Source organism: Synechococcus sp. KORDI-100, from assembly GCF_000737535.1.
Classification (GTDB): Bacteria; Cyanobacteriota; Cyanobacteriia; order PCC-6307; family Cyanobiaceae; genus Parasynechococcus.
Window position 1 is genome coordinate 2,418,849 of sequence record NZ_CP006269.1, and the last position, 21,000, is coordinate 2,439,848.

General features: G+C 49.5%; 27 protein-coding genes. 12 read left to right on the forward strand and 15 right to left on the reverse strand.

Annotation, left to right across the window (positions count from 1 at the left end):
• The first annotated feature begins 12 nt into the window (after positions 1 to 12).
• Genes KR100_RS12505 through KR100_RS12520 form a run of 4 tightly spaced genes read left to right on the forward strand, consistent with a single transcriptional unit; the run spans position 13 to position 2,634 of the window.
• The gene (locus KR100_RS12505) at positions 13 to 774 is read left to right on the forward strand and encodes a sulfotransferase family protein (RefSeq protein WP_038546614.1); all 762 of its coding nucleotides are present in this window, start codon (positions 13 to 15) and stop codon (positions 772 to 774) included.
• A gap of 32 nt (positions 775 to 806) precedes the next feature.
• A complete protein-coding gene (locus KR100_RS14550; RefSeq protein WP_239420336.1) occupies positions 807 to 1,631 on the forward strand; it encodes a sulfotransferase domain-containing protein in 825 nt (274 codons plus the stop codon).
• Positions 1,632 to 1,650: 19 nt separating this feature from the next.
• Positions 1,651 to 2,403 (forward strand): sulfotransferase family protein, encoded by a 753-nt coding sequence (locus tag KR100_RS12515; RefSeq protein WP_038546617.1) that lies wholly within the window; start codon positions 1,651 to 1,653, stop codon positions 2,401 to 2,403.
• A gap of 24 nt (positions 2,404 to 2,427) precedes the next feature.
• Complete coding sequence (locus KR100_RS12520; protein WP_038546620.1) at positions 2,428 to 2,634, forward strand: hypothetical protein; 207 nt, start codon at positions 2,428 to 2,430, stop codon at positions 2,632 to 2,634.
• Between the two features lie 699 nt (positions 2,635 to 3,333).
• On the opposite strand, the gene KR100_RS12530 is transcribed toward KR100_RS12520, so the two are convergent.
• The 3 genes from KR100_RS12530 to KR100_RS12540 all read right to left on the reverse strand — a co-directional run bounded on the left by KR100_RS12530 (position 3,334) and on the right by KR100_RS12540 (position 5,821).
• The gene (locus tag KR100_RS12530) at positions 3,334 to 3,651 is read right to left on the reverse strand and encodes a DUF3303 domain-containing protein (RefSeq protein ID WP_038548847.1); all 318 of its coding nucleotides are present in this window, start codon (positions 3,649 to 3,651) and stop codon (positions 3,334 to 3,336) included.
• Between the two features lie 148 nt (positions 3,652 to 3,799).
• Entirely contained in the window at positions 3,800 to 5,212 is a 1,413-nt protein-coding gene (locus tag KR100_RS12535; RefSeq protein ID WP_239420337.1) for an alpha/beta fold hydrolase, read from the reverse strand.
• 336 nt (positions 5,213 to 5,548) lie between these two features.
• The gene (locus KR100_RS12540; RefSeq protein WP_038546627.1) at positions 5,549 to 5,821 is read right to left on the reverse strand and encodes a DUF3764 family protein; all 273 of its coding nucleotides are present in this window, start codon (positions 5,819 to 5,821) and stop codon (positions 5,549 to 5,551) included.
• Positions 5,822 to 6,117: 296 nt separating this feature from the next.
• Between KR100_RS12540 and KR100_RS12545 the strand changes: the two genes are divergently transcribed.
• Entirely contained in the window at positions 6,118 to 6,459 is a 342-nt protein-coding gene (locus KR100_RS12545) for a hypothetical protein (protein ID WP_038546630.1), read from the forward strand.
• 220 nt (positions 6,460 to 6,679) lie between these two features.
• Here the strand turns inward: KR100_RS12545 and KR100_RS16965 are convergent, their stop codons facing one another.
• Complete coding sequence (locus tag KR100_RS16965; RefSeq protein ID WP_255347482.1) at positions 6,680 to 6,808, reverse strand: hypothetical protein; 129 nt, start codon at positions 6,806 to 6,808, stop codon at positions 6,680 to 6,682.
• Between the two features lie 328 nt (positions 6,809 to 7,136).
• Between KR100_RS16965 and KR100_RS12550 the strand changes: the two genes are divergently transcribed.
• The 4 genes from KR100_RS12550 to KR100_RS16625 all read left to right on the forward strand — a co-directional run bounded on the left by KR100_RS12550 (position 7,137) and on the right by KR100_RS16625 (position 9,664).
• Positions 7,137 to 7,553, forward strand: coding sequence for a cupin domain-containing protein (locus KR100_RS12550; protein WP_038546633.1), 417 nt, complete (start codon positions 7,137 to 7,139; stop codon positions 7,551 to 7,553).
• Positions 7,554 to 7,700: 147 nt separating this feature from the next.
• Positions 7,701 to 8,336, forward strand: a complete 636-nt coding sequence (locus KR100_RS12555; RefSeq protein WP_156098104.1) for a hypothetical protein — start codon at positions 7,701 to 7,703, stop codon at positions 8,334 to 8,336.
• A 544-nt stretch (positions 8,337 to 8,880) separates the two neighbouring features.
• Positions 8,881 to 9,105 carry a hypothetical protein gene (locus tag KR100_RS12565; RefSeq protein ID WP_051847693.1) on the forward strand — a complete coding sequence of 75 codons (225 nt, stop codon included), beginning with the start codon at positions 8,881 to 8,883 and terminating at the stop codon, positions 9,103 to 9,105.
• Between the two features lie 406 nt (positions 9,106 to 9,511).
• Complete coding sequence (locus tag KR100_RS16625; RefSeq protein WP_204207725.1) at positions 9,512 to 9,664, forward strand: hypothetical protein; 153 nt, start codon at positions 9,512 to 9,514, stop codon at positions 9,662 to 9,664.
• Between the two features lie 649 nt (positions 9,665 to 10,313).
• Here the strand turns inward: KR100_RS16625 and KR100_RS12575 are convergent.
• Both KR100_RS12575 and KR100_RS16175 read right to left on the reverse strand, forming a co-directional pair.
• Positions 10,314 to 10,721: a hypothetical protein gene (locus KR100_RS12575; RefSeq protein ID WP_156098105.1), complete on the reverse strand. Its 408-nt coding sequence runs from the start codon at positions 10,719 to 10,721 to the stop codon at positions 10,314 to 10,316.
• Positions 10,722 to 10,756: 35 nt separating this feature from the next.
• On the reverse strand, positions 10,757 to 11,065 hold the full coding sequence (locus KR100_RS16175) for a hypothetical protein (RefSeq protein WP_156098106.1): 309 nt from the start codon (positions 11,063 to 11,065) through the stop codon (positions 10,757 to 10,759).
• A gap of 406 nt (positions 11,066 to 11,471) precedes the next feature.
• On the opposite strand from KR100_RS16175, the gene KR100_RS12580 reads away from it, so the two are divergent.
• The gene (locus tag KR100_RS12580) at positions 11,472 to 12,158 is read left to right on the forward strand and encodes a tetratricopeptide repeat protein (RefSeq protein WP_081858919.1); all 687 of its coding nucleotides are present in this window, start codon (positions 11,472 to 11,474) and stop codon (positions 12,156 to 12,158) included.
• 151 nt (positions 12,159 to 12,309) lie between these two features.
• The gene (locus KR100_RS12585) at positions 12,310 to 12,966 is read left to right on the forward strand and encodes a tetratricopeptide repeat protein (protein ID WP_162176540.1); all 657 of its coding nucleotides are present in this window, start codon (positions 12,310 to 12,312) and stop codon (positions 12,964 to 12,966) included.
• 590 nt (positions 12,967 to 13,556) lie between these two features.
• Here the strand turns inward: KR100_RS12585 and KR100_RS12590 are convergent.
• The 9 genes from KR100_RS12590 to KR100_RS12630 all read right to left on the reverse strand — a co-directional run bounded on the left by KR100_RS12590 (position 13,557) and on the right by KR100_RS12630 (position 20,592).
• Positions 13,557 to 13,778 carry a hypothetical protein gene (locus KR100_RS12590; RefSeq protein ID WP_038546647.1) on the reverse strand — a complete coding sequence of 74 codons (222 nt, stop codon included), beginning with the start codon at positions 13,776 to 13,778 and terminating at the stop codon, positions 13,557 to 13,559.
• Between the two features lie 54 nt (positions 13,779 to 13,832).
• Positions 13,833 to 14,048, reverse strand: a complete 216-nt coding sequence (locus KR100_RS12595; RefSeq protein ID WP_038546650.1) for a hypothetical protein — start codon at positions 14,046 to 14,048, stop codon at positions 13,833 to 13,835.
• A gap of 257 nt (positions 14,049 to 14,305) precedes the next feature.
• Positions 14,306 to 14,497, reverse strand: coding sequence for a hypothetical protein (locus KR100_RS12600; RefSeq protein ID WP_038546653.1), 192 nt, complete (start codon positions 14,495 to 14,497; stop codon positions 14,306 to 14,308).
• A gap of 1,173 nt (positions 14,498 to 15,670) precedes the next feature.
• On the reverse strand, positions 15,671 to 16,051 hold the full coding sequence (locus KR100_RS17075; RefSeq protein WP_081858921.1) for a tyrosine-type recombinase/integrase: 381 nt from the start codon (positions 16,049 to 16,051) through the stop codon (positions 15,671 to 15,673).
• Positions 16,052 to 16,299: 248 nt separating this feature from the next.
• Entirely contained in the window at positions 16,300 to 17,253 is a 954-nt protein-coding gene (locus tag KR100_RS12610) for a hypothetical protein (protein ID WP_038546659.1), read from the reverse strand.
• Positions 17,254 to 18,065: 812 nt separating this feature from the next.
• Positions 18,066 to 18,251, reverse strand: coding sequence for a hypothetical protein (locus KR100_RS12620; protein ID WP_038546665.1), 186 nt, complete (start codon positions 18,249 to 18,251; stop codon positions 18,066 to 18,068).
• Positions 18,248 to 18,466, reverse strand: a complete 219-nt coding sequence (locus KR100_RS16180) for a hypothetical protein (RefSeq protein ID WP_156098107.1) — start codon at positions 18,464 to 18,466, stop codon at positions 18,248 to 18,250. The genes KR100_RS12620 and KR100_RS16180 overlap by 4 nt, the downstream gene beginning before the upstream one ends.
• Positions 18,467 to 19,206: 740 nt before the next feature.
• Positions 19,207 to 19,347 (reverse strand): hypothetical protein, encoded by a 141-nt coding sequence (locus KR100_RS16185; protein WP_156098108.1) that lies wholly within the window; start codon positions 19,345 to 19,347, stop codon positions 19,207 to 19,209.
• Positions 19,348 to 20,229: 882 nt separating this feature from the next.
• Complete coding sequence (locus tag KR100_RS12630; RefSeq protein ID WP_156098109.1) at positions 20,230 to 20,592, reverse strand: hypothetical protein; 363 nt, start codon at positions 20,590 to 20,592, stop codon at positions 20,230 to 20,232.
• Between the two features lie 77 nt (positions 20,593 to 20,669).
• Here KR100_RS12630 and KR100_RS16190 point away from each other — a divergent pair, with 77 nt between their 5' ends.
• Complete coding sequence (locus tag KR100_RS16190; protein WP_156098110.1) at positions 20,670 to 20,819, forward strand: hypothetical protein; 150 nt, start codon at positions 20,670 to 20,672, stop codon at positions 20,817 to 20,819.
• Positions 20,820 to 21,000 lie beyond the last annotated feature (181 nt).

Consider the following 21,000-nt stretch of genomic DNA (forward strand, 5'->3'; position numbering starts at 1 on the left):
AAATAAGTAGACATGTCCAGATCACGTCATTTCATACGCATCAAAGAACACAATCTGTTGTATGGAAGAGTCCCCAAAGTAGCCAATTCATCGATCAAAGCCGTGCTCTGCAGGCTGCTCAACCAGAAACCAATCAAATCCATTAAAACAACATCGGATCGTTTCTGGCGTGATTGCACTCACGAAGAGACGGAACTTCTCACACCCAATCAAGCACGAAAGCTGAGAAGCAGTCATTACAGTTTCAGCTTCGTGCGCAACCCTTTTGATCGGCTGGTCGCTGCTTACAACAACAAAGTGATCGAGATCGACGAACCACCATTGCCGATGCGACGCATGGGCGTTGTTCACAACATGCCCTTCCAAGACTTTCTGAACATCCTGGCGGAAACCTCAACGGACAAATACGACGTTCACCTGATGCCCCAGTATCAGATTCTGCAATCCAATGAGCGACTGGTCCCGAAATTCATTGGCAGAATGGAACAAATGAATGATCACTGGAGAATTCTTCGTAAACGACTGCTTCGACGGGGCATACGCCTTGCCAAAGCCTTGCCGGAGAAGAATGTGAGACGCAGTGGTGATCGTAACTTGCATGCCTATTTCAGCCACTCAAGGTTGATCGATCAATTTCTTGAAATCTACGGCAAAGACGTGCAATTGTTCTATTCCGACGTCTCCATTGACACTCTCATTGCCAACTCATCCTTACCAACGATTCGTCCGTTGAAACCCAAAGAGGCTAATTCCGAGAATATCCTTCAGGCCTGAGTATGGAGCTATTGCAACCAATTAGCTCTCAGATGAGATCACTCGAGCTCCAAAAAAAGCTCAGAGAAAGCCTGGCAGGCAAACATGATCACCTGGCAAAAAGATACCAAAACTGCCTGCCAAATTTCATCGTGATTGGCGCGGCAAAATCAGCAACAACGAGCCTTGCGAAGGTTCTTTCAAGGCACCCAGACATCCACTTCAGCAGCGCCAAGGAACCAAAATTTTTTGGGCGAAATTATCTCAGAGGCTGGGATTGGTATGCACACTTTTTTGAACGTGGTCGCGACCAACTGCTTCGCGGGGAAGCAAGCACAATGTATTCGTCCAGCAGCCGCGAATTTCAGTACACACCCCAACTCATCGCTCACCATCTTGGTTTAATTAAGTTGATCTATGTTGTGCGCCATCCAATGAAGAGAATTGCCTCCCATTGGCGGCATTATCGCGGAAGGTATCCTAACTGCCCTGAGTTCCAGGATATTTTGTGCAATAAATCCATGCGAAAACGAGTTGTAGAGACTTCTCTCTATCATCAACAACTCAAACGCTATCTTCATGTGTTTCCAAGCGATATCATCCACTGCATGACATACGAAGAGCTGATCAGCCAACCCAGAAAAACACTTTCAGCAATGTTTTCCTTTCTTGGTGTGAAGGCAAAGCTCGGGAAAGTTTTACGAAAAGGCAAGATTCCAACAAAGAATATGGCAGGCACAAAGGGTCGGGTACTGGTTGATCCTCCCGTCTGGTCACCTCGACTCAAGCAGGAACTGCTCGACATCGTTCGACCTGATGCTGAATTGATGTTGCATCATATGGGTCGACCCTTGGACACCTGGGATTGGTCGCTTTAGCCATACCCATGCCAAAACCATGAGCAGCCAGCACCATTTCATCCTGTTCAATCAGCTACCGCTGATTTATGGCCGTGTCCCCAAAGTTGCGAATACCTCGATTAAAGCAGCTCTTCATCGGCTTCTTCAACAAGCACCGGAGAAAGGAGCACGCTCCACCACCGACGCCTTCTGGAGCAAAAGCACCCACGGTGAAACACGTTTGATTTCACCTCGAGAAGCACGATCGCTGCGTGGCTCTCACTTCAGCTTCAGTTTCGTCCGCAATCCCTTCGACCGCTTGGTCTCTGCTTACAACAACAAGGTCCTTGAACTCGACGATGTGACTGGCCCGATGCATGCAATGGGCTTACGGCATGACATGCCATTTGGAGAGTTTCTACATCGCGTTGTGGAAACCCCAGATGAGCAGATGGATGTTCATCTGTTGCCTCAAACCAGCATTCTTTGTGTTGATGGCAAGCTGATTCCCTCGTTTGTCGGACAGATGGAACAGATGCAAAGCCACTGGATGTCACTACAACGACGACTTCGCCGCGAAAGACTTCCAAACCTGGGTGCAATTCCAAGCAAAAATGTAAGGCGAGGCGACAAACGGGATGACCTGCGTGAACTTTTCTCAGACCCTGGCCTTGTCCACTTGGTGATCGAGCGCTATGGCGATGATATTTCGACTTTTTATTCAAAAAGCGACGTGCAGCAATTAATTTCAGGCGAACCTTTACCGCTCTACCCGCCAATTGAACCATCTGTAGCGGGCTGCGTCTTTTAAAGTGAAAGGATTGGCGCAATAACCATGGACTTCGTTTTAAAGCACCATTTTCTCGACAGTCACACCGACATCATTGCCACGTTTCATGACGTCATTCATGCTGTAAAACTTCTGGAAAAATGCGTCAAAGATGGGAAAAGCGCAAATGACGAAGATGCGATTGAGCTGATCGCTACAAACCATGAAAACATCACGATTCGAATCCATTATCACGAATTCGAAAGCAGTTAAACCAAATCAGAGTCAACATACCTGAAGATTGCCAGAAACCAATTGACTGACATGCAATAGTTCCCGAGCAGGGTCCAAGATAATAACTTCTTCACTCGTGATTAATGATCACGAGTGCATGACAATTCTAGATCCTGTTGCTCCTTGGATCCAGGGGCCGGCGACTTCCACGGGCCCAGCCTCCAGCCCGGCAATTGTTTACGAAATCGACCTGTGCTGCAGTCAAATTGAATCCGGCCAAGCTGCATCACAGGACACGGACTTTGCCACGCCGCCTCTCGGAGGCGAGCATCCGGTGAGATGACACGATGCGTTCGCCAAACAACCTCTCCTTGACAATCAGCTGACCGTTCAAATGTTTTCCATCCAGGTCGCTTCATATCAGCTGATAATGCAGAATCCGTGCCGTGCATGAACAAGGGAAGGATCTGAAGAACGACCCAAACGATATGCATTTTCGTCGTCATATCAATGCATGACAATCATAACAAGATTCAAGAAAAGGGCGTTAAACAATTGGATTAAAGGGCAAGGAAGAATAACAGGCTCAATCTTTTGTTCAGTGAAGCTTTCGAGCCTAGAAAGTCTCTGCATCACATGATGATCGCTGTTCAAGCCATACAGGACGGTGCCTTGTGCTGGAAGTTTTTTTAACCAATGCAGCTTGATGACGACCGTTAACCTGAATGCAGACAAGAATCATTCAACGGCGGCAGCGGCCTGAACAGATGGCCATAATGCTGCGAATTCAGCATCTGAAACAACAGCATTCACTTCGAACTGAATACCGAATCCCTGAATCCAAGGACCAAGATGTGCCCAAACCTTGCCGATATCACTGGCCTTGGCAATCGCGACTCCACTGCCGCTGATGGGTTCACAGACCCGATAAACCAATTCAAAACCATCGAATTGGTCTCCGGGGCAACCGGCGTTGATGTAGTCGGCAAACCCAGGACATGATGCCCATGAGCCTTCAACCGTGGGAAAGGTCCAGACAATGAGGTAATGCTGCATGACCATGCTGTTTTCCTGCTTATAGCTGCAGCAAAACCTGATCAATGGTCAGTTCAGCGAATCAAGGCATGCCACCGATTGCATGGAGCCGTTTCATTCGATTCATGACAAACTTGCTGACGTCAGCCAGATCAGATTCGTGGTTGATTCATTGAAAATCCTGCTCAACCTTTGGGGCCTCATAAGGACAAACCACATCAAAGCTGGGGACCTCTGCGCTGAGCAAGTAGTCCTCCACCACGGAGCGAACACAGCTGGACTGCACACCAATCACTGTGCCGTGTTGTGAGCCGACGGTTTGAACAGTCCGCATGGAGGGGAAGGCTCTCGCCATGGCCATCGACCAGACCCAAGGGGTTGATCCGTCCCAACTGGAACCAACCACCAAACCTGAAACACGCACGTTTGGGAAGGGAGCCCTGGGGACGGGATCCTGGGCTGGCACGTTGTCATAGCCGCTGCACAGTGCCAGGAAGTTGGCCCCTAAAGAACCTCCAAAAACCGGAGCCTGAGAAACGATTCGCTCGAGCTGCTGCTGCTGACGCACGATCGAAGGTCGCTGCGGGAAGTCTTGACAGATCACGGCCGCAAATCCTGCGGCAGCATTTTTGTCGATCTCCGGGGAACGCAACAACGGATGTTCAAGCTGATCAATGGCAGCTGATTGCTCCGCTGGTGTGCCGAACAACGCATGATCAACGGTTTCGATCAGCGTGCGTGCAAAGGGACCCGAAATCATGTCGGGAAGACTCACGAAGTTCTGCAGAGGATCCAGAAGATCCCAACGGGTGTAAGCAGACCCATCCTTCAAGATGATTGGGCTCAACGCCAGACGATCGAGGGCACGGGCAAGTTTTGGTGCCAGATCGGGATAGAGAGCAAGAAAAAAGCGGGCGGCATCATCTGGAGCCACTGATGAATCACTCAAACCGAACAGATCGATCCAGGGATCGACACTTCCATCCAGCACGAGAGCCCGAATCTTGTCCGGATACAGGGCTGCATACGTCGAACCGATCACTGTTCCATAAGAGACGCCCCAGTAGTTGAGCTTGCTGTCTCCGAGTGCTCCACGGAGTGCATCCAGGTCATGGACGGTCTCGACCGTTCCCATTGCTGTCACGAGATCGCGATTGGACTCGATACAGGCACGATTGACCTCTCCAAGTTCCTTTCTCCGTTGATCCAGCACCTGCTGCCAGTCGACTGGCCCTGTCGCTGGTCGCTGCACCGGACCCGCATTGCAACCGCTGAGGGCCGGCGAGGAGGCACCAAGTCCGCGGGGATCCCAGGTCACAAAATCAAATGCCTTCCGTAACTCTTGGGGGATCAAAAAAGCATTACTGGCACTCGCCCCCCCCGGCTGTCCTGGGCCGCCTGGGTTGAAAAACAATGACCCCAGCCTCTGATCAGCAGATCCACTGGCCGGCAGCCGGTACACCGCGAGTTCAATCTGCGGACCGTCGCCCTTGTCGTTGCGCAACGGGCGCGGCAAGCGGGAGCATTCAAAACCGAGTTTGGCGGGAGCTCCGGATTGACAGGGCTGCCACTTAAGGGGCATGGCTTTTTGGTTGCTTTCAGTGTTTGCTGAAGCAACCTGGCCAACAGTGCTCAGAAGCACGAAAAGGATGGCGCATCGATCACGATTCCTCAAAGGAGAATTGCGCAGATGATGCATACGCTTGCAGAAAATCCAACGGTTCGGACATGAACGTCAGCACTCATGAATGGGGAGGACAGAGCTGATGGACTTTGTCATGCACGAAAGCGTTGAGATTGAAAGTCCTGCACGCTGAACACCAGTGCTTCGGCTGCGCCATCCAAAAGCACAACTCACCCGTGGGGTCGCGACTCAGATCAATCGGTCGCACCCCCCTCGCCAAACAAGAACCATCCATCAGGCATCGACATAGGCATGGATCACCGTGGTCTCAATCACGTGTCCAGCTCCGGCGATCATCTCCTTGTTGTCTTCAAAGAGCTTTTGAGCAACACCAACAGGAGCTGTTTGGACAGCGCAGACCTTGGCAGGATCCTCTTTACTGACGCCTCGAAACAGTGATTGCACACCAGCATCTGCGTGCATCTTGGCCACATCGTCGCTGTCATAAATCGCAGCCCACTCAGCGAAGGGAACGCTCAGGCTGAATGTCCAGACCGTGGTTTCCATGGGTTCAAAAAACTGCGGCGCGAGTCAAACATCAAAAGCCGTGGTTGTCGGGAGCCTCTGTAACAGCGGGCGCGGACGATGAGACTGACCGCATCAAAGTCATCACCAATCATGCAAGGGAGGCTCAGAGCAAACAACACCTCAGAACAAGAGCAGCTGGACCTGAGAGACCAATACCGAGAGTGATGCAACCAGGCGGCGGGGCTGCCGGCGCAGGCATCATCAAGGAATGAATCTTTGGATACCAGAATCGTGAACACCATCAGCAAGGATCAGGGCATTGATGACATCACCTGATGGCTTCCAAGTTTTTCCACGTGCAACACGAGTTCCGCGCCGGGACCTCTCAGACATGGTGGAAAACAGCTCAAGCAGCAATGGCACCAGGCGGAGGCTGGGACGAGGCGGTCGCCAAAAATCTTGAAGCAGGGTTTTACAACCATGCGTTTTGCCCGATCGGGCCGGAGGGTCCAGCCTTTTGCATTTGGGAAGTTCGAGAAGACAACAGCGTTGAGGACTTTCAGTCCTTCATCGATGGACCAATGGGTGTCAACTTCGGACTTAACGCTATGATGAATATCTGCCGAGAAATCAACGTTGATTTAGCTGGAAACACTCCTTATCCCAGAAAGTTTTGATCGACTATGAATGCTGTGCCACAGTTTCGGACAAATAAAATTAGGACCGCTTGGAATGGAATTTGATATCAATTGGATTGAAAATATAAATATATTTACGTAATTAGTAAATATATGGAAAATTAAATTTTAAAAACTAAATCGACAATGTAATACATAATCTTCATGAAAATTTGATTTCTGCAGGCGAATTGACCCAGCGCACTCACCAGGACGGAAATCACTGATCGGATTGAGCCTTTTTGAGAACCGGGAGATCGGTTGGCTGTGCAAGCACGTAGAGCACTGCTGCTGAGAGGGCAACGGTCACAACGGCAACGGCCGCAAGGGCTGCGGTGTAGTCCGACATGAAAAACTAGATTCAACTTTGCATAACTTAGTGCAAATGTGAAGGACTGTAAACAAGTCTTTTTGCTCAGCTGCGCGATCAAGGCTGGCTCGCAAACCAAAGCTTGCTGTGCAAACCCACGCTTGATGGCAAGAGCGACCTCACCGTACAAAGCAATCTCGACCACGCCGGCTTGCGAGCCGCACACGACAGAGTCACTCGCGCATCGACTCACAAGACAACGCAATCTCAGCTGTTGTTGTCAGGATCCGAGGCATGGTCTGGATGGACACCGCATGGGGCAATCCGACGGTGGATAGTGGCACCGCATCCCATCAAGCATCAGTCCATGTCCGCCCATCAACCTGAGGTCTGCAATGTTCTCGGTGACTCGATCACACTTCAGCTCACAGCTGAGCAGACCGCAGGTCAGTACAGCGTTGTCGAGTTCGCAACACCCGGTGGTGTGGGCCAACCGCCCCACACCCATGCCTGGGATGAAACCTATCTGGTGCTCGAGGGGGCCCTGGACCTGAATCTGAACGGGGAATCCACCGTGATCAGCCCAGGGAGCTGCCACCAGGTCAAAGCAGGGACCGTGCATGCCCCGACACCAAGTGGCGATTTTTGCCGTTATGTCATGGTCGGCCTGCCAGGTGGTGTCGAAGAAGTCTTCAAAGCTCTGAAGAGCAACGAAGAACAACTGGGGGACATGGCCAAGGTTGTTGAGATCGTCACCAAGGCTGGCGTCACGATCGCGGCCTGATCGGACGGTGAATCGTCAGTACAGCCGCAACATCGGCTGTGCTGACGACCTCTGCTGAAAAGGTCGGTGATCCACGCATCACAGACGACACGATTATGACAAAACACCAGGAAGGGAGGTTGAAAATACTGACTTTTAAAAAGCACATTGACGGATGAATCAGGGCTTTTTAAGAAGGAGAATTGTTCGAACATTGCAGGACGCCAAACAATAGATAGACCTGTACTGGGGAGGTTTTTAGTCTTTTCTGAATCTTCCTGGTTCAATTTGTTGCTGCCTGGAGCTAAGATAGAAACTCAAGTAGATAGTTATCAAACCCATATGGTCAGTCTCATCACCAAACGATTCAATCGTGCACTGATCATCATTCTTACGGTGTTGCGATGGTTACTTTGGATGGCCATCAGCATCAACATCGCCATTGAGGGTATTGAGCTCTTCCTTGCAAAAGATGTCAGCCATATTGCCATGTCCGCCATCTTTTTCTTGCTTGCCAACGTTCAGATTGGTCTAAGCCGCTTGCTTCTTAGTATGGAGGATTCTGAGTTGGCAGAACAATTTTTATTTATCTCATTCTTCATGATTTCAGCCGCTATCATTGAAATTGTCGATCTTGGCCTGGATCGAGCCGTCACTCAACTCAGCACTGGCTCATTCATTGCAGCTTTTACGACCGTCTCGATTGTTGAATTCATTTCCGGCGTGGTGGCAACATTACTGGCCGGATACTCATTGGATCGCATGTTCGTTTCAATGAGAAGAAAAGTCTGGCAAATCTTATGAATACTATGGTCACATGGTCCAGATTCTCAGCAAAACCCGCCCGAATCAAGAACCATCTAAAAGTTCAGACTTTCGAGCGCACATAATTGGTCGCTATCAACATAAGACACTCGAAAAACAATCGGCAATTCGCGCGGAAAGAACAAAATAAGCAGATCATAAATATCATCACTAGTGCAAACATTGGCAAGACAATGCCAGATCAATCCCAGAGTGTTACAGCTCTGAGCAATCAAATGATCACATCAATGAACGATCACACCAATGGCGTGCAAAAGAATTTCCTTGGTAGCCAGTTGAGAATCTTGAACGGGTGTTGCCAACGTTGAATTGGATCAAACTCACTTAAACCATCAATGTCATCGCAAAGACGCGCCAGCCCGAATACAGCTTGATCACCCAGGCATCATCCGCACATCAAGGGAAAATCCTGCGAAAATTCGATCGTGAGGCTGGTGGTCAAAAAGCACCTGTTCCTGTCCCAAACGATGGGCTCCCACCGCGATTGAACAGGTCCGGATCGGCAGCCGTGCAAAGTGGGTGGATGAAACAGCCCACTGCCCGGAGACTTCGTTCACTAAGGCTTGAGGCGCTGGCCCGTGATGACAGGGCTGTCGCAGAACTGAACGCGCGCATCTCCAACTCGCCCGACTACCTGGTGGAAGAGCTGATGAACACCCATGGATGGCCCGCCCATGAAGCTCTCTGCGCTGTTCAGCAACTGCAGGAGAAAGCCCTGCGCAACACAACTGAGCAGGCTGCTGCCTGACCACATAGGACACAGCGGCCCTCGAGCCAACGGCGCCAGTGCGATCTGCTGAGAGCAGCGAGCTGTTGCTTCAGCGCTTGAGCCAAACGAATGGATTGGCAGAAGCACTGGCTGATCCTCCTTCAAAGAAATTCCAGACATCCACAAACCAAAACGGGAGCACATGTCGTCGCATTGAGAAAGCACGACAACGTGGATTTCTCTACATCCCTCGATTGGAGCCTGTTTCAGACAGCATGATCTGTCAGAGAAAATCGCTGTCGCTTTTTCGAGAACACTGAAGTGAGAGCCTGCCTTACGTTGAGAAGCACGAGGACAGTCGAGCACCCAGGCACCAGGACCAGAAGCAACAGCTCAGTGAGAGATGGCTGAATCAAGCTAGTTTTGTGCTCCGCAGTTGTTTTTAATGTCAGTTCCATTCGGGTTCATGCTGGGACAGCTGGAGATCAGCAATCTCACAGCGGTGTTTCTCCTCATTGTCGCTTTGATGTTCATCGGTAGTTTCGCCGTGGTGTCATTACAGACCGGTGAGCTGATGAAGCCACCCAAAAACGACTGAATCACAGCTGTTCTATGGGAGCCATCGTTCGTTCTGACCGACGTCCTTGCAAAAAGACCAGAAGGCCTTGACCCATCGAGGTTTGGAGCGAAGGCTGGCAACACAAAAAACAGCGACTGAGATGATCCCTGCCACAACCGCCCAGGCTGGATCAACCCAGGCCCATAACAGGACGACAAGGACACTGACAACGGCAATCCTGAGAATCTGAATGAGCTTCATACGACCGTCCTAAAGGTCACTGCGGTGGGAACTCCCAAAGCGAAACATCATGCTGACAGCTTTGGGACCATCCAAGTCCCCATTCCGAGAAGCAGAGATCCGAACATCGCGATGGGATTTCTACAGGTTCTCACAAATCTGCAGCTGCAAAAAGCCCCACAACTTGCTGAATAATTCAGGAAGGGCAGTGTTGCCAGGGGGAAGGCCGGCGAAAGATGTCATCAATCAACGTCAGGTTTTAGTCACAACCTAAACAGTAAGAGGTGGTGGAACAGGAGTCTCAAATCTTCGAAGTTGTTATGGCCGAAGACGCCAAGACAGTCGCCACGTTATGAACGTCGACGAAGTTGGAGCTCTTCTATTCAAGCTTTTACTCCCGTCGTGAATGTCACAACCAACAACTGGCAACACCCTATGTTGAACAAGATTATTCGGCAACCTCCACCCAGGCGCAAGTCCCCCAGGATTTCATCCTAGCTGGTAATTCTTGCACTGCGGTGTAATTCAGAGTTTTTAGATCGATTTGGATTGTGTCTTTAAAAGCATCGCTGGGATCATCCAGCGGAAAGGAATAATAAGAACCACGAAAGATATTGTTCGAAACACTGGTGCGTGTCTCCCAATGCCAACCAGTCGACTCCTCGACAACAGGCTTTGGGATGTATTGCTGTGTTGCATCATTATATCGATATTCCTGGCCAGATTTGATATCAAAAGTATAGATAATAGGTAAATCGATGAAAGAAGTGTCTTCAACCCAATCTTCATAGCCTTCCATCGTGCATTTCAGCGAACGAAAATTGGATTGGCTGCAGCCTGTCGAAACAACAGCCATGAGGCTCAGCACTAGCAACCGTTTCATCATTCTGGCTACCGGTCCACAACGCAAAGCCAGCGCCTTACTTTTCCTGAATCGCCTTGCGTAACCAACAACTCCCCGGACGTTAGATCAAAGCGATGGTGCATCCTGACTGTCGTTGCTGGAAGCAGATAAGCCCACTGAACCAGATCCGTGGTGAAGGCGGCTGTTTCTGTCCACTCCCGGCCATTTCCACTTGGCTTGAATGTCCATTTGACCATCGCCGTTGCCTCATCCAAGGTCACAAACAACGTTTGATCAGTATCTGCGGTGCTGCATTGCCAAGACAACGGAACAGCACTGACCGGCTTGACTGCCATCCAGGCCACTGAAATTGCGAGAAACCAGTATAAAATTGAATGGCACCCTGCTTCATCTCAACGATCTGAGCCTAGCTGCTGTCGTTGAAGAACCGGTTGCTGACTGCAGCACCCGTCACATGCCATTTCACCGAAGTCGTGATGTGAGCCTGATCCGATCCAACGGTGGGCACTGATCAGACAGTGCAGATCAGCGAAGCCTGCATCAGCCTGGTCACGGCAACGAGCAGGACATCAGCTGATTGCCGCAATCCAGGCAGTCCGAACCTCTTGCTCGAACCGATCAATCCCAACCGACAACCTCAACACGCCCCTCAGAACAATCGCGAAGTTTTTGATTGACACACCCGATGCAGAACAATCCTCGAGCAGTGGCTAAAGAGAACGCAGATATGCACCAACGAGAATGTCTCGCGTCGTCACCACCCTGGCTGCTGCCTTATCGCTGTGGGCGTCAGCCATTCCCCCAATATGGGTTGGATTGACTCCTGCGATTCTGATTGGAATCAATGTTCTTTCAGTCCGAGATGCCAATGCGCAAAGCGAAAGCGCTGTGGACTGGTTCGATTCAGGCCTTGAAAAAGCAAAACGTGGAGATCTTCAAGAAGCCATTGCTGATTGGACAAAGGCAATCGAGATGTATCCTCAATATGCTTATGCTTACTACAATCGTGGCCGTGCACGACGGGAATTGGGAGATTTACAAAAAGCAATCGCTGATTACACGAAAGCAGTAGAAATCAATCCGAATTATGCCTGGGCTTTTTATAACCGGGGCAACATCAGAGACGAATTAAAAGACTACCAAGGGGCAATTTCTGATTATACGAAAGCGGTAAAAATCGATCCGCAATTTTTTGAGGCCTATGGAAATCGCGGTTATTCGAAAGACAAACTGGGGGATTCAAATGGCGCGATAGCTGACTATACCAAAGCAATAAAAATCAATCCAAAGGATGAAATTTCTTACAGCAATCGTGGCCTGACCAGAAAGTCTCAAGGCAATATGAAAGGCGCCTGCTCCGACTGGAGAAAAGCAGCAGCTTTAGGTAACAACACCAACGCTGCAACCTGGTTCAGGGAAGAATGCTGAAGACAATCTCTTTCTGCTCAGAAATCTTGGACGCACTACACCTCTAAGCATCGATGTTTTTTTGCAGATGAAACATAGACAATGCGCCTCAGGGATGGCTAAACAGGGAGTGGCAACGCAATCCTCAAAGATGTCGCGATTCAATTCTGGGTTGGCCGCTGTCTTCTCCCTGATACTGCCTTTGGCCTCCCCGCGGCTGGCGGTCCTGATCCCTGGTGTTGCGATTGCTCTGGAAGCTGTATCAGGGCAAGCAGCGTATGCTCAAAACGCCGATGATTGGTTCCAATCAGGCGAAAAGAAATATAACAATGGCGACTATCGAGAAGCGATAGACGATTTCAGCAAGGCAATAGAACTCAATCCCAAATACGAAAACGCCTACCGCCTTCGTGGATATTCGAGAGATAACTTGGATGATTACAAGGGTGCGATCGAAGACTTTACAGTCATCATTGAGCTGAATCCTCGTGATTCCGGTGCGTATGCATGGCGTGGGAGTGCAAAAATAGATTTAGAAAACTATCAAGGTGCAATCAAAGATTTAAGTCAAGCAATAGAGCTTAACCCAAGCTATGGCTTCGCTTATTTCAGTCGTGCCTATGCAAAAAAATACTTGAACGATCTCAGAGGAGCCATTTCGGATATGAGCATGGCAATAGAGCTTGAGCCTCAAGACCAATACAACTACAGCAGTCGCGGTCTACTTAAAGAAGAGATCGGCGATCTTGAAGGTGCCTGTTCCGATTGGAGAAAAGCATCGGAACTTGGGCACGAATCGTCTGCTACATGGGTGAAAAACCAGTGCTGAATACAAACACCACCTCCATAGGCATCCAAAGATGAACATTCCATCCGCCTCATGAGATGGCATTGACGATCGGCTCAATCGCTCATCGGGAAAGATTGAATAGGGTTACAGTCATTGCACCCCTCGCCATAGAGAACCGTTCAGCCTTTTAACACGCAAAGCGACTGGGTCAGAAAAATTGGATTCTGCAACGTCGGTTTTTGGGCAATTAGACGAGCTTTCCATCTAGAAACTATTGAAATAGAACCATCAAATAGTTTAAACATCTCGCCAAATATCGATTGTATGATCTGTTAGCCATTGAGGGGTTTTTGTTTCCTGAAAAGAACAGACAATCGCTTCAGAAACAAGCGTTTCTAGATTCGCGCTGCATTGCTCGACAGGAGAACGATTCTCTTATGCACCCTGATGTTGGCTCAATGGCAGGGTTCAAGACTTGATTGTGCCGACGGTGAGCGAACATCCAATGCAATGGACTGACCCGAGTCTCACTGACGACTGGGAGACAAGCTGTTGGCTGGGCATTTGGGATGAGCCTCCAGTCCATTCGAATGATTGGAGAAGCTGAAAGACGCCCCAAATAGATGAATTCAGGCGATTCTCATCAAAATCTCTGAGAGTATGAGTGTTTGTTTGGGTTTTAAAAGGCGATAGTCAGACACAAGTCTCAAATTTTTATTCCAAAGATGATTGCCTTCCCTAATCAGTGGCATGCCTCCAAGATCAAGAAATTTCTTGTCGATATAGGTAACGCCCAGTGGGTTGATTCCGGCTTCGACAACAATCAAGATGTCTTCGAACTTTACGAACACCTCATCAATCGAACAAAAGACAATGATAGAAAACCAGATTCATAGGTCTGTAAGTCACTCATCACGTGATGGGCATTTCTTGACTATGTCCTGTGATAGAACTGAATCAACTGCAGCCTTTTTTGCCGCGCCTTTGTCAGGATTATGACTGGCCTGCATATCGTCGTTCTTTACTGATTTAGTGATGAGTGAAAGGCTTAAACAGATCATCTTGGCCAATGTGATGATCAACGTCCTAGCTGTAAACACGATGAAGACGATCCCAATCATCTTCTGAAGAAATCTTTATGCATGTTGAGAGTTTGAAGACTCTCAAGAATCTTTTGTATCTGAACATCCACTTTTTATATGGGATGCTTTCAGAAGCCCATCAGCTCGCGTGCAGCCCTACAACCGCATCAGCCTTTCTCCATGCATGCGTCATAACACCCATAAGGTCGATATGTGGGATTGGTTGTGAAGCTGGTTCTGGCGAGTCGCCAACACGCTGGATCGGTATCACCAGCAATCATCGCGGATAAGAGGTTTCAACGACCACCGTTGATCAGAGCACAGCTTGGGCTGGTAATCAATTGATGGGCACAGCTGCGGGTGTCGTCCATCGGATTCAGCACTGCGCTGAGCCGCATGTCATTTTGCATTGCTTCAAGGACCAGCAGGCTGCCGTAGAAGACGACCTGGAATGTCCAAGGATCGAAGCCGGAAAGTGTGAAGGTCATGAGTCGAAGCTCCCTTGAATATCCACACCATCTCCCGAATCTCTGGACCACTCGATGACCGGCGTCAGACCTGCCTGTGATTTTACTAACTGAGTGTAGAAACGCTGCAGTGACTGCTGTTGAGAGGTTCAGGCCCAGGTGCCAACCAGCAAGCCGATGGAATTCGATGCAGTCAGGACAGAAATCAATGGGCCCATCAACGGATTGCGCTTGTCCTACGGGTTGCGAAGCCCAGCAACCAAGCAATGGCTAGTGGGCACCGAAATCAAGACGTGCTGGGGATGCTCTGAATCTCCCATGCGTAAGCCCTCTCACAGCGCCCCGGGGAGCCAGTCCTATCCCAGCATGAGCTTCTTGAAACCTGATCAAGCAAGTCAGCACCTTCTTTGCGGTCAGCGACTCGCGAGAAGGGAGCTACAGGAATCGCGAGAAGAACAATGTTCGTCCCGAGCGATGCGATTACTGCATAACTACGTTCGCTGCCTTGCGGAAATCTTTGGCAAACCCACCAGATTTCTACTGATTGTTTGTCGCAAAATAATGTTTCCCGCGATCGCTCACGCAGTAGACAGGAATTCTGCCAACCGTCGGGTCGCTCTCCCGAAGCCGTCGCGTGTGGAAGAACTCCCCATATCCGCGTAAGACAAATATGGGTCGAAGCAAAGCGATCCGCAACGGATCATTTGGTCATTTGATGAATCCCGAAAATCTCTCGTAACGACTTATGACTTTGGTAGAAAGCACACTGGCAGCATGGACGCTGGCCACCAGATCGCAGTTCACAACTAACTTCTGGGGCGCTCAAAACAAAGGCGACATCTCACCGGGCCGAACTACACCAGCAGCGAACACAGGTCCCCTTACTCAGTCTTTCTTGCTTTTCCCAGAGGACGCTGGTCGTTGCAATGGACAAGCCAAAGCGTGAAACGGCTTGTGCTTTCCGTCAAAAATGAGACAACCGATTGGTTGAGCGTTTGCGGTGTGAATCCGCATGAGATGACCACCAATTGATCTGGTCTAACCAGGCTGGTTTGCTCGTTGGCGTGTCAATTGCAGCCAATTCGTGAACCGGCCAGCCGAATCCGTGCTCTGTCGACACAGGCGCCGCTGATGTGATCTTGGTCAAAGGGTTCATGACCCAGTGCAGCCGCACCGGCAGCAGGAGACCCTTGATCAGCCAAGCCGATGAGAAGCACTGTCCCGAGGGTTGCTAGCGACGTCATCACCAGTCGTCGCGCCAGATGCATGGCAGTGGGTGGTCTTGCGCGCGAATACATCCACTCCTCGTCGTCTCGCCTGTGTGTCATGGCTGTGCCTCAGTTGGTGCGGGTGAACGTGGAAGCCGGCGGCTCGTCCGCATTTTCGACAAACATCTCCCATTGCATGGTGCGTGAGGTGTCCTTCACAGCGGGGACTAGGGAAGACGAAATCGTCCGCATCACCGCGGCCAAGCTCATGAAATAGGTCGAGCGTTGCTGCCGATACGCGGACAGTGCGTCGCCTCGATCCTTTGCCGAAGCGGTGAATCTGGCCTCTGTCATCAAGAGCCTCGATGTCTTTCTACTCAATGCTTTTCAACGGACAACGGCAATCTCAGAGACTCTGCAACCCAAGAGATATGCGCCGCCGATCAGGACAATGAAAACCCCGCCATCGCAAACGGGGTTATTGGTTTGACTTGGTCTGCAGGAGGTTACATCAGGAACCACAGATCCTGCCCTGCCTTTCCCAACGATGGGTCTTGTATGGCTTTCAATTGAGAGGAGATCTTTTTCTCAATGATCAGGCTCCCCGGTAGTTGGTTAGATATTTTCAGAGTCTCCAGTGCTCGTACCACCATGGCTGGAAAAAATTTTGTCGATAAACTGCCCAGTGGCAATTATTGCACCACTATCTTCAATGAATTTTCCAGTACTTCGCCCAAAGTATGATCCTGAAAGAAATGCTGTAGGATCTTCAACAAAAACAATTCCGTAGTTATTGTCATCATCCTCGCTTGGGTTGATGCGCGGATTAAGGCCTTGAAGAATCTTTCTCTTCAGAAGATGGTCACCACTCAAAAGCAAATCGTCACGGCCTCCGCCGCCTGTAATGTCATCGGGGTTTTCATGATATAAACCGGTTGTATCACCAAACCAGTCAACGATATCAGTCAGCCAATTATCTTCACCTTTGATGGCCCCGCCAATTGCTTCGATGATTGGATCGATGAACCAAGGGGTGGCTGCCTGCACCATATCTACAGTGAGATCCACCATAGCGTCAGTATCACCGTTCAAAGCTTTTTGTGCATTTTCATAGGTTTCTCTGACCGTATTAACGCCGTTAAAAGTGCTGAAGATTTCTTCGGCCGCGTTCGATCTAGAGCCAGATTGACCTTGACGAGCTTTTTCTTCTAATCCATTATCGACATTCACTTCAAACATAGATTCCAGTGTTTTCTGAGATCTGCTTCCCCCAGTTTTTGGCATAAGATTATTCATTCGCCGGCTGTCGCGTGTTAAGCCAAAAGAGCCTGCAAGTTCTCTCGCGGAATCAAGCATGTCTTTGCCTTCACTGATTCCCTGTAGCAAGCTCTTATCAAGTAGAGCGATGTGTTCAACCTCAGTTGTGTCAACATTCCGTAGTAGATCTACATTCATATCCATTTGTTTGTCTTCAGAGTCAACGGCATCGGCAGTTTGAAGAATTTGAGTTTCTTTCTTGGACAGAGAATTAATGCGATTAGTCCAATCGCGTGTTGTACGGGTTTTCATTTTTGATGTGGATGAAGGCGAGGGTATCCCCCTCCGATGCACACACCATCTCCGGAATCACAGGTCCACTTGATGACCTGCGTCAGCCCTGGCTGTGAGGTTGGTCACAACAGATAAGAAGCACTGCAAAGTCAAGGGTTCAGAGGCTCACCCCCAGGTGCCGAGCAATCAGCCTCTCCTTCTCGTCTTCAGTCAGAAATGGGGCACGCCAGTTAACAAGCCATTCTTCCACTGCTGGCTTTCCAAGGTCCTGCACCCCGCCACATAGCCATCGCTTGAGGCTGTCAGGGTCATTGACTATGAGTGCTGAGACGAGTTAATTCAGCAGGAACAGCGCGATCCGGGTTTCGAGGGGCATGGTTCAGACGCGACTGCCATGAGTATTACCCATTCTTGTGGTTGACGTAATTTTCCTTCTGTCCAAATAATGCCCTGTTCGTTGTACTGAATGAGCAATGAGAGCATTCCTCCTTTCACTACTCCTTTCACCCTTGACGCCTGCGAATGCAGAGCAACCAGAGATCAAGTGCCCGGGAAACAACACCATAGAGATGCGATGGTGCGCCTCGGAGAGTTTGCAAGAGTCCAAGGCAGCGCTAGAGAAGAAACTCTCACCAGAGATGCTTGAGAGGTGGGAAGCAGCAACGAAAGAAGTCTGTGCTGCGGCTTATATCCCGTACCAACAAGGAACCATCTATCCCCAACTGGTCGTTGGGTGTGGTGACCGACTCAATCGAGTGCTGCTGGAGGAACTAAGAGGGTTGGGCTCCTGAGAGGAGGAGTGAAAGACGGCCAAATGAGATATGGACGTTTCACACTAAATCGAAATTGGTCAACCTTACCCAATCAATCTGGATAGTCTCGTTTTCATCGCGCTGCGCAAGATGAACAATTTTCTTTTCATATTCTTTGGTGAGCTTTGGTGCTTCCCATTTGTCTTTCGGTTTGTTATGCCTGTACAGATCTTCAGCTCCTTCAAATATTCCTTCTGTCGTCAACCAGCCTTGAGATTATGCTTTGCAGTATTGCTCAAATTCGAACCGAATCCCCAACTTAATGAATTCATACCGATAATTCGCATGGCACAGTTTCTGTTCGACCAACAATATTCATGATGTTCCTCCTCATTCACCAGTACTTCTACAGGTTCTGCTGAAACCATGACCTGAGCTACTGAAAGGATTAGTGCACCGAGTACGAAGGGGAGTTTCATAGGAGATCAAGTCTTTTTGAATTGGTCTTTAACTGTTTTCAAACTCTAAAGGACCGTTCAATTTGCTTTGTACATGTGTGCTTTTTAGTCGATTACCGAGGACTAGAGGCTCCCGCATCCCATGGAAAATAAAAATGTATGAAGGGATACGCCTTTGAAGGAGGGTCCAGTTTGAGTAGTGTTTATGTGAACAACACCTCTGTGGTTTACTGTGAAGGCTTGCTGAGGCCGTCCAGTTTCGTTATAAGTCGCTTATAAGCTTTCAATCAATAATGACCGGACATTCAGGCTCTATTCCGCGAGTGACTTCTGACACTGGTTGGGTTGACACTCCGCATCAAGCGGCAATCGTGACCCGAGCCAATTCATTCAACACCGATACTCGCAAATACCAACCGGTCACTCAGCACCAAACAAATACCAACTCTTTAGCTGTCAACAGATCCCAAATGACGACGGGCCTCTTGCCGCTTGAGAAACTGCTCGAATATTCCTCAGGAACAGCGTGATTCGCAATTCAAGGGTCATGCTTCAGATGCGACTATCTGAACTGTTCCTCGCTCTGCTTAGGTACTAAAAAACCCCTCTATCCGCTCGGAATCCGCCTTGTTCATCTGGCAGCCGAAAGTGGTGATCCAGGAACTGCCCGGTTGGAGGAAGCTGCTGGGGCTCCCCAGGCAGTGGTTTCGTTAACGGTGAAACTGTCATGGGGTTAGTCCTGGACATTGGCCCGCCCAAGCTCATCGCTGCTTTAGAAGGCTGAGCTGTTGATTGGCGCGATCCACCTTGCGTGCCAGGTCGCGGTGGAGGGCCAAGATGATGTCGATCGCAACGTCCGGCTCCTCGTGCTGAAGCTGCTTGAAGGTGACGCGTTGCTGCACAAGGCAGGTGCTGACCTCATCCGCTAGGAGGTCGGCGATGCGGGGCAGGTTGTTGAGGAAGGCAATTTCACCGATTCCTCTATACCGTGCCGATCACGACGATCAACCTGTGAGTACCGGGTGTGAGGGTTGGCTGGTGAATGCCGATCAGCACAAGATGGTTCAATTCAAGCCCGACGTCCCAACGACTCATGCGGAGTGGGTGGTCCTGCGGACGTTTCACTGGCGACCACAGGTCTACCAAATCCCGCAGACGAGGCGGCGAATGCTTCGCCACAACCCCATCGATACCTCTGAGACGATGGCGGTTCAACCCTGCCTTATTTGCAAACGAAAAATTGTGCGTAAGGGGTTCGCTCGGTTTCTAATTCATGCCCACTTTGCGTATAAGTTTTTCTAGCCGTGTTAAATACATAAAAGTTCATCGTATTTGTCGAATCTTTGTACGCATAGATAAATTCTTTCTGCTTGCCTATTATTATTAATTTTTTATTGACATTGAAAGTTCTCCCGTTGGCGGGAATGTACGATGAAACGTGATACACAGATACTTTAGGCTGTGACTTTACTCGCCAAACAGTCGTGAAGTTGTTATTTGATTCATTAACGCAGGTCCATTCCTGACTCCAAGCAGGCGAGGCAGAAGTAACGATTGACACAATACTCGCTAATGCAACTAAAAGTGGCCTTATTTTCATTAGACAACATGTCGATCGTTACACATTAGCGGCATTGTCACCAGCGTCCAGCCACTGTTCAGCAATCGGTCGCTCCAGGTCATCGAGGACATCTGTCGCCAAATCCGGAACCGCGAAATCCCGATGCCATCTGCTGACAAGGACGGTTACATCGATGAGGTGAAAGATCGACGTCTAGCTCTTTTTAATTAACTTCTTCAACTTTGCATTTTCCAGTCACATTGTTCAACCTTCTCCTTTTGTTTGGGTCGTTCCAAAGAGGCAGAGAGTCATTCCATTCAAAATAACCATCGGCCAGGCGGATGTACAGATCGAAGTCCCTCGTCACACCATGATCTTCCTCGAAGTCCACTCTTACGTCTCCATTCCCAATAACAGCTTCATACGCATTCCCATCAATAAACACCGAGTCTGTGATCTTCTCAACAGTGATGCGCTTATTAGCTATTTCACTTGCAGTAGTTTCTCTCTTGCCGTGATTGTAGACATCTGTCTGCGTTCCAAATCCTGAACAACTAAAAACAATAAGTGCGGCTATGAGCTCCATGACTAAGAAAAATTTGATTGAAATTATCATGCTCGCACTGACGGTGGAGGCTTGCCACCTGTACCGCCAATCTGCTGATGGCAGCAGACCGACGACGAAATCAATGCCGTGACAAGGTGGAGGATCAACTGCTTACCAATGCCCGCTGGCGTGGTCATGACATCAACGGATCCAACCTCACTGCCGGTGGTGGGGGCACTGCCGGTCTTTCTCATTCCAAGCGGTGATGCAGCTTTGATTGCCCGAAGCTTGCTGACTCCGCTGCAATAAGAAACCCCGCCATTGCTAACGGGGTGACAGTGATGTGCGCTGCGTATCAGGCACTCAATAGATTAATAGCTGTCAATACGTGGCAAGGTGACAACCCTCTGATAATTTGCCGTTTATTGGACTCTTTGTAATCTGTTC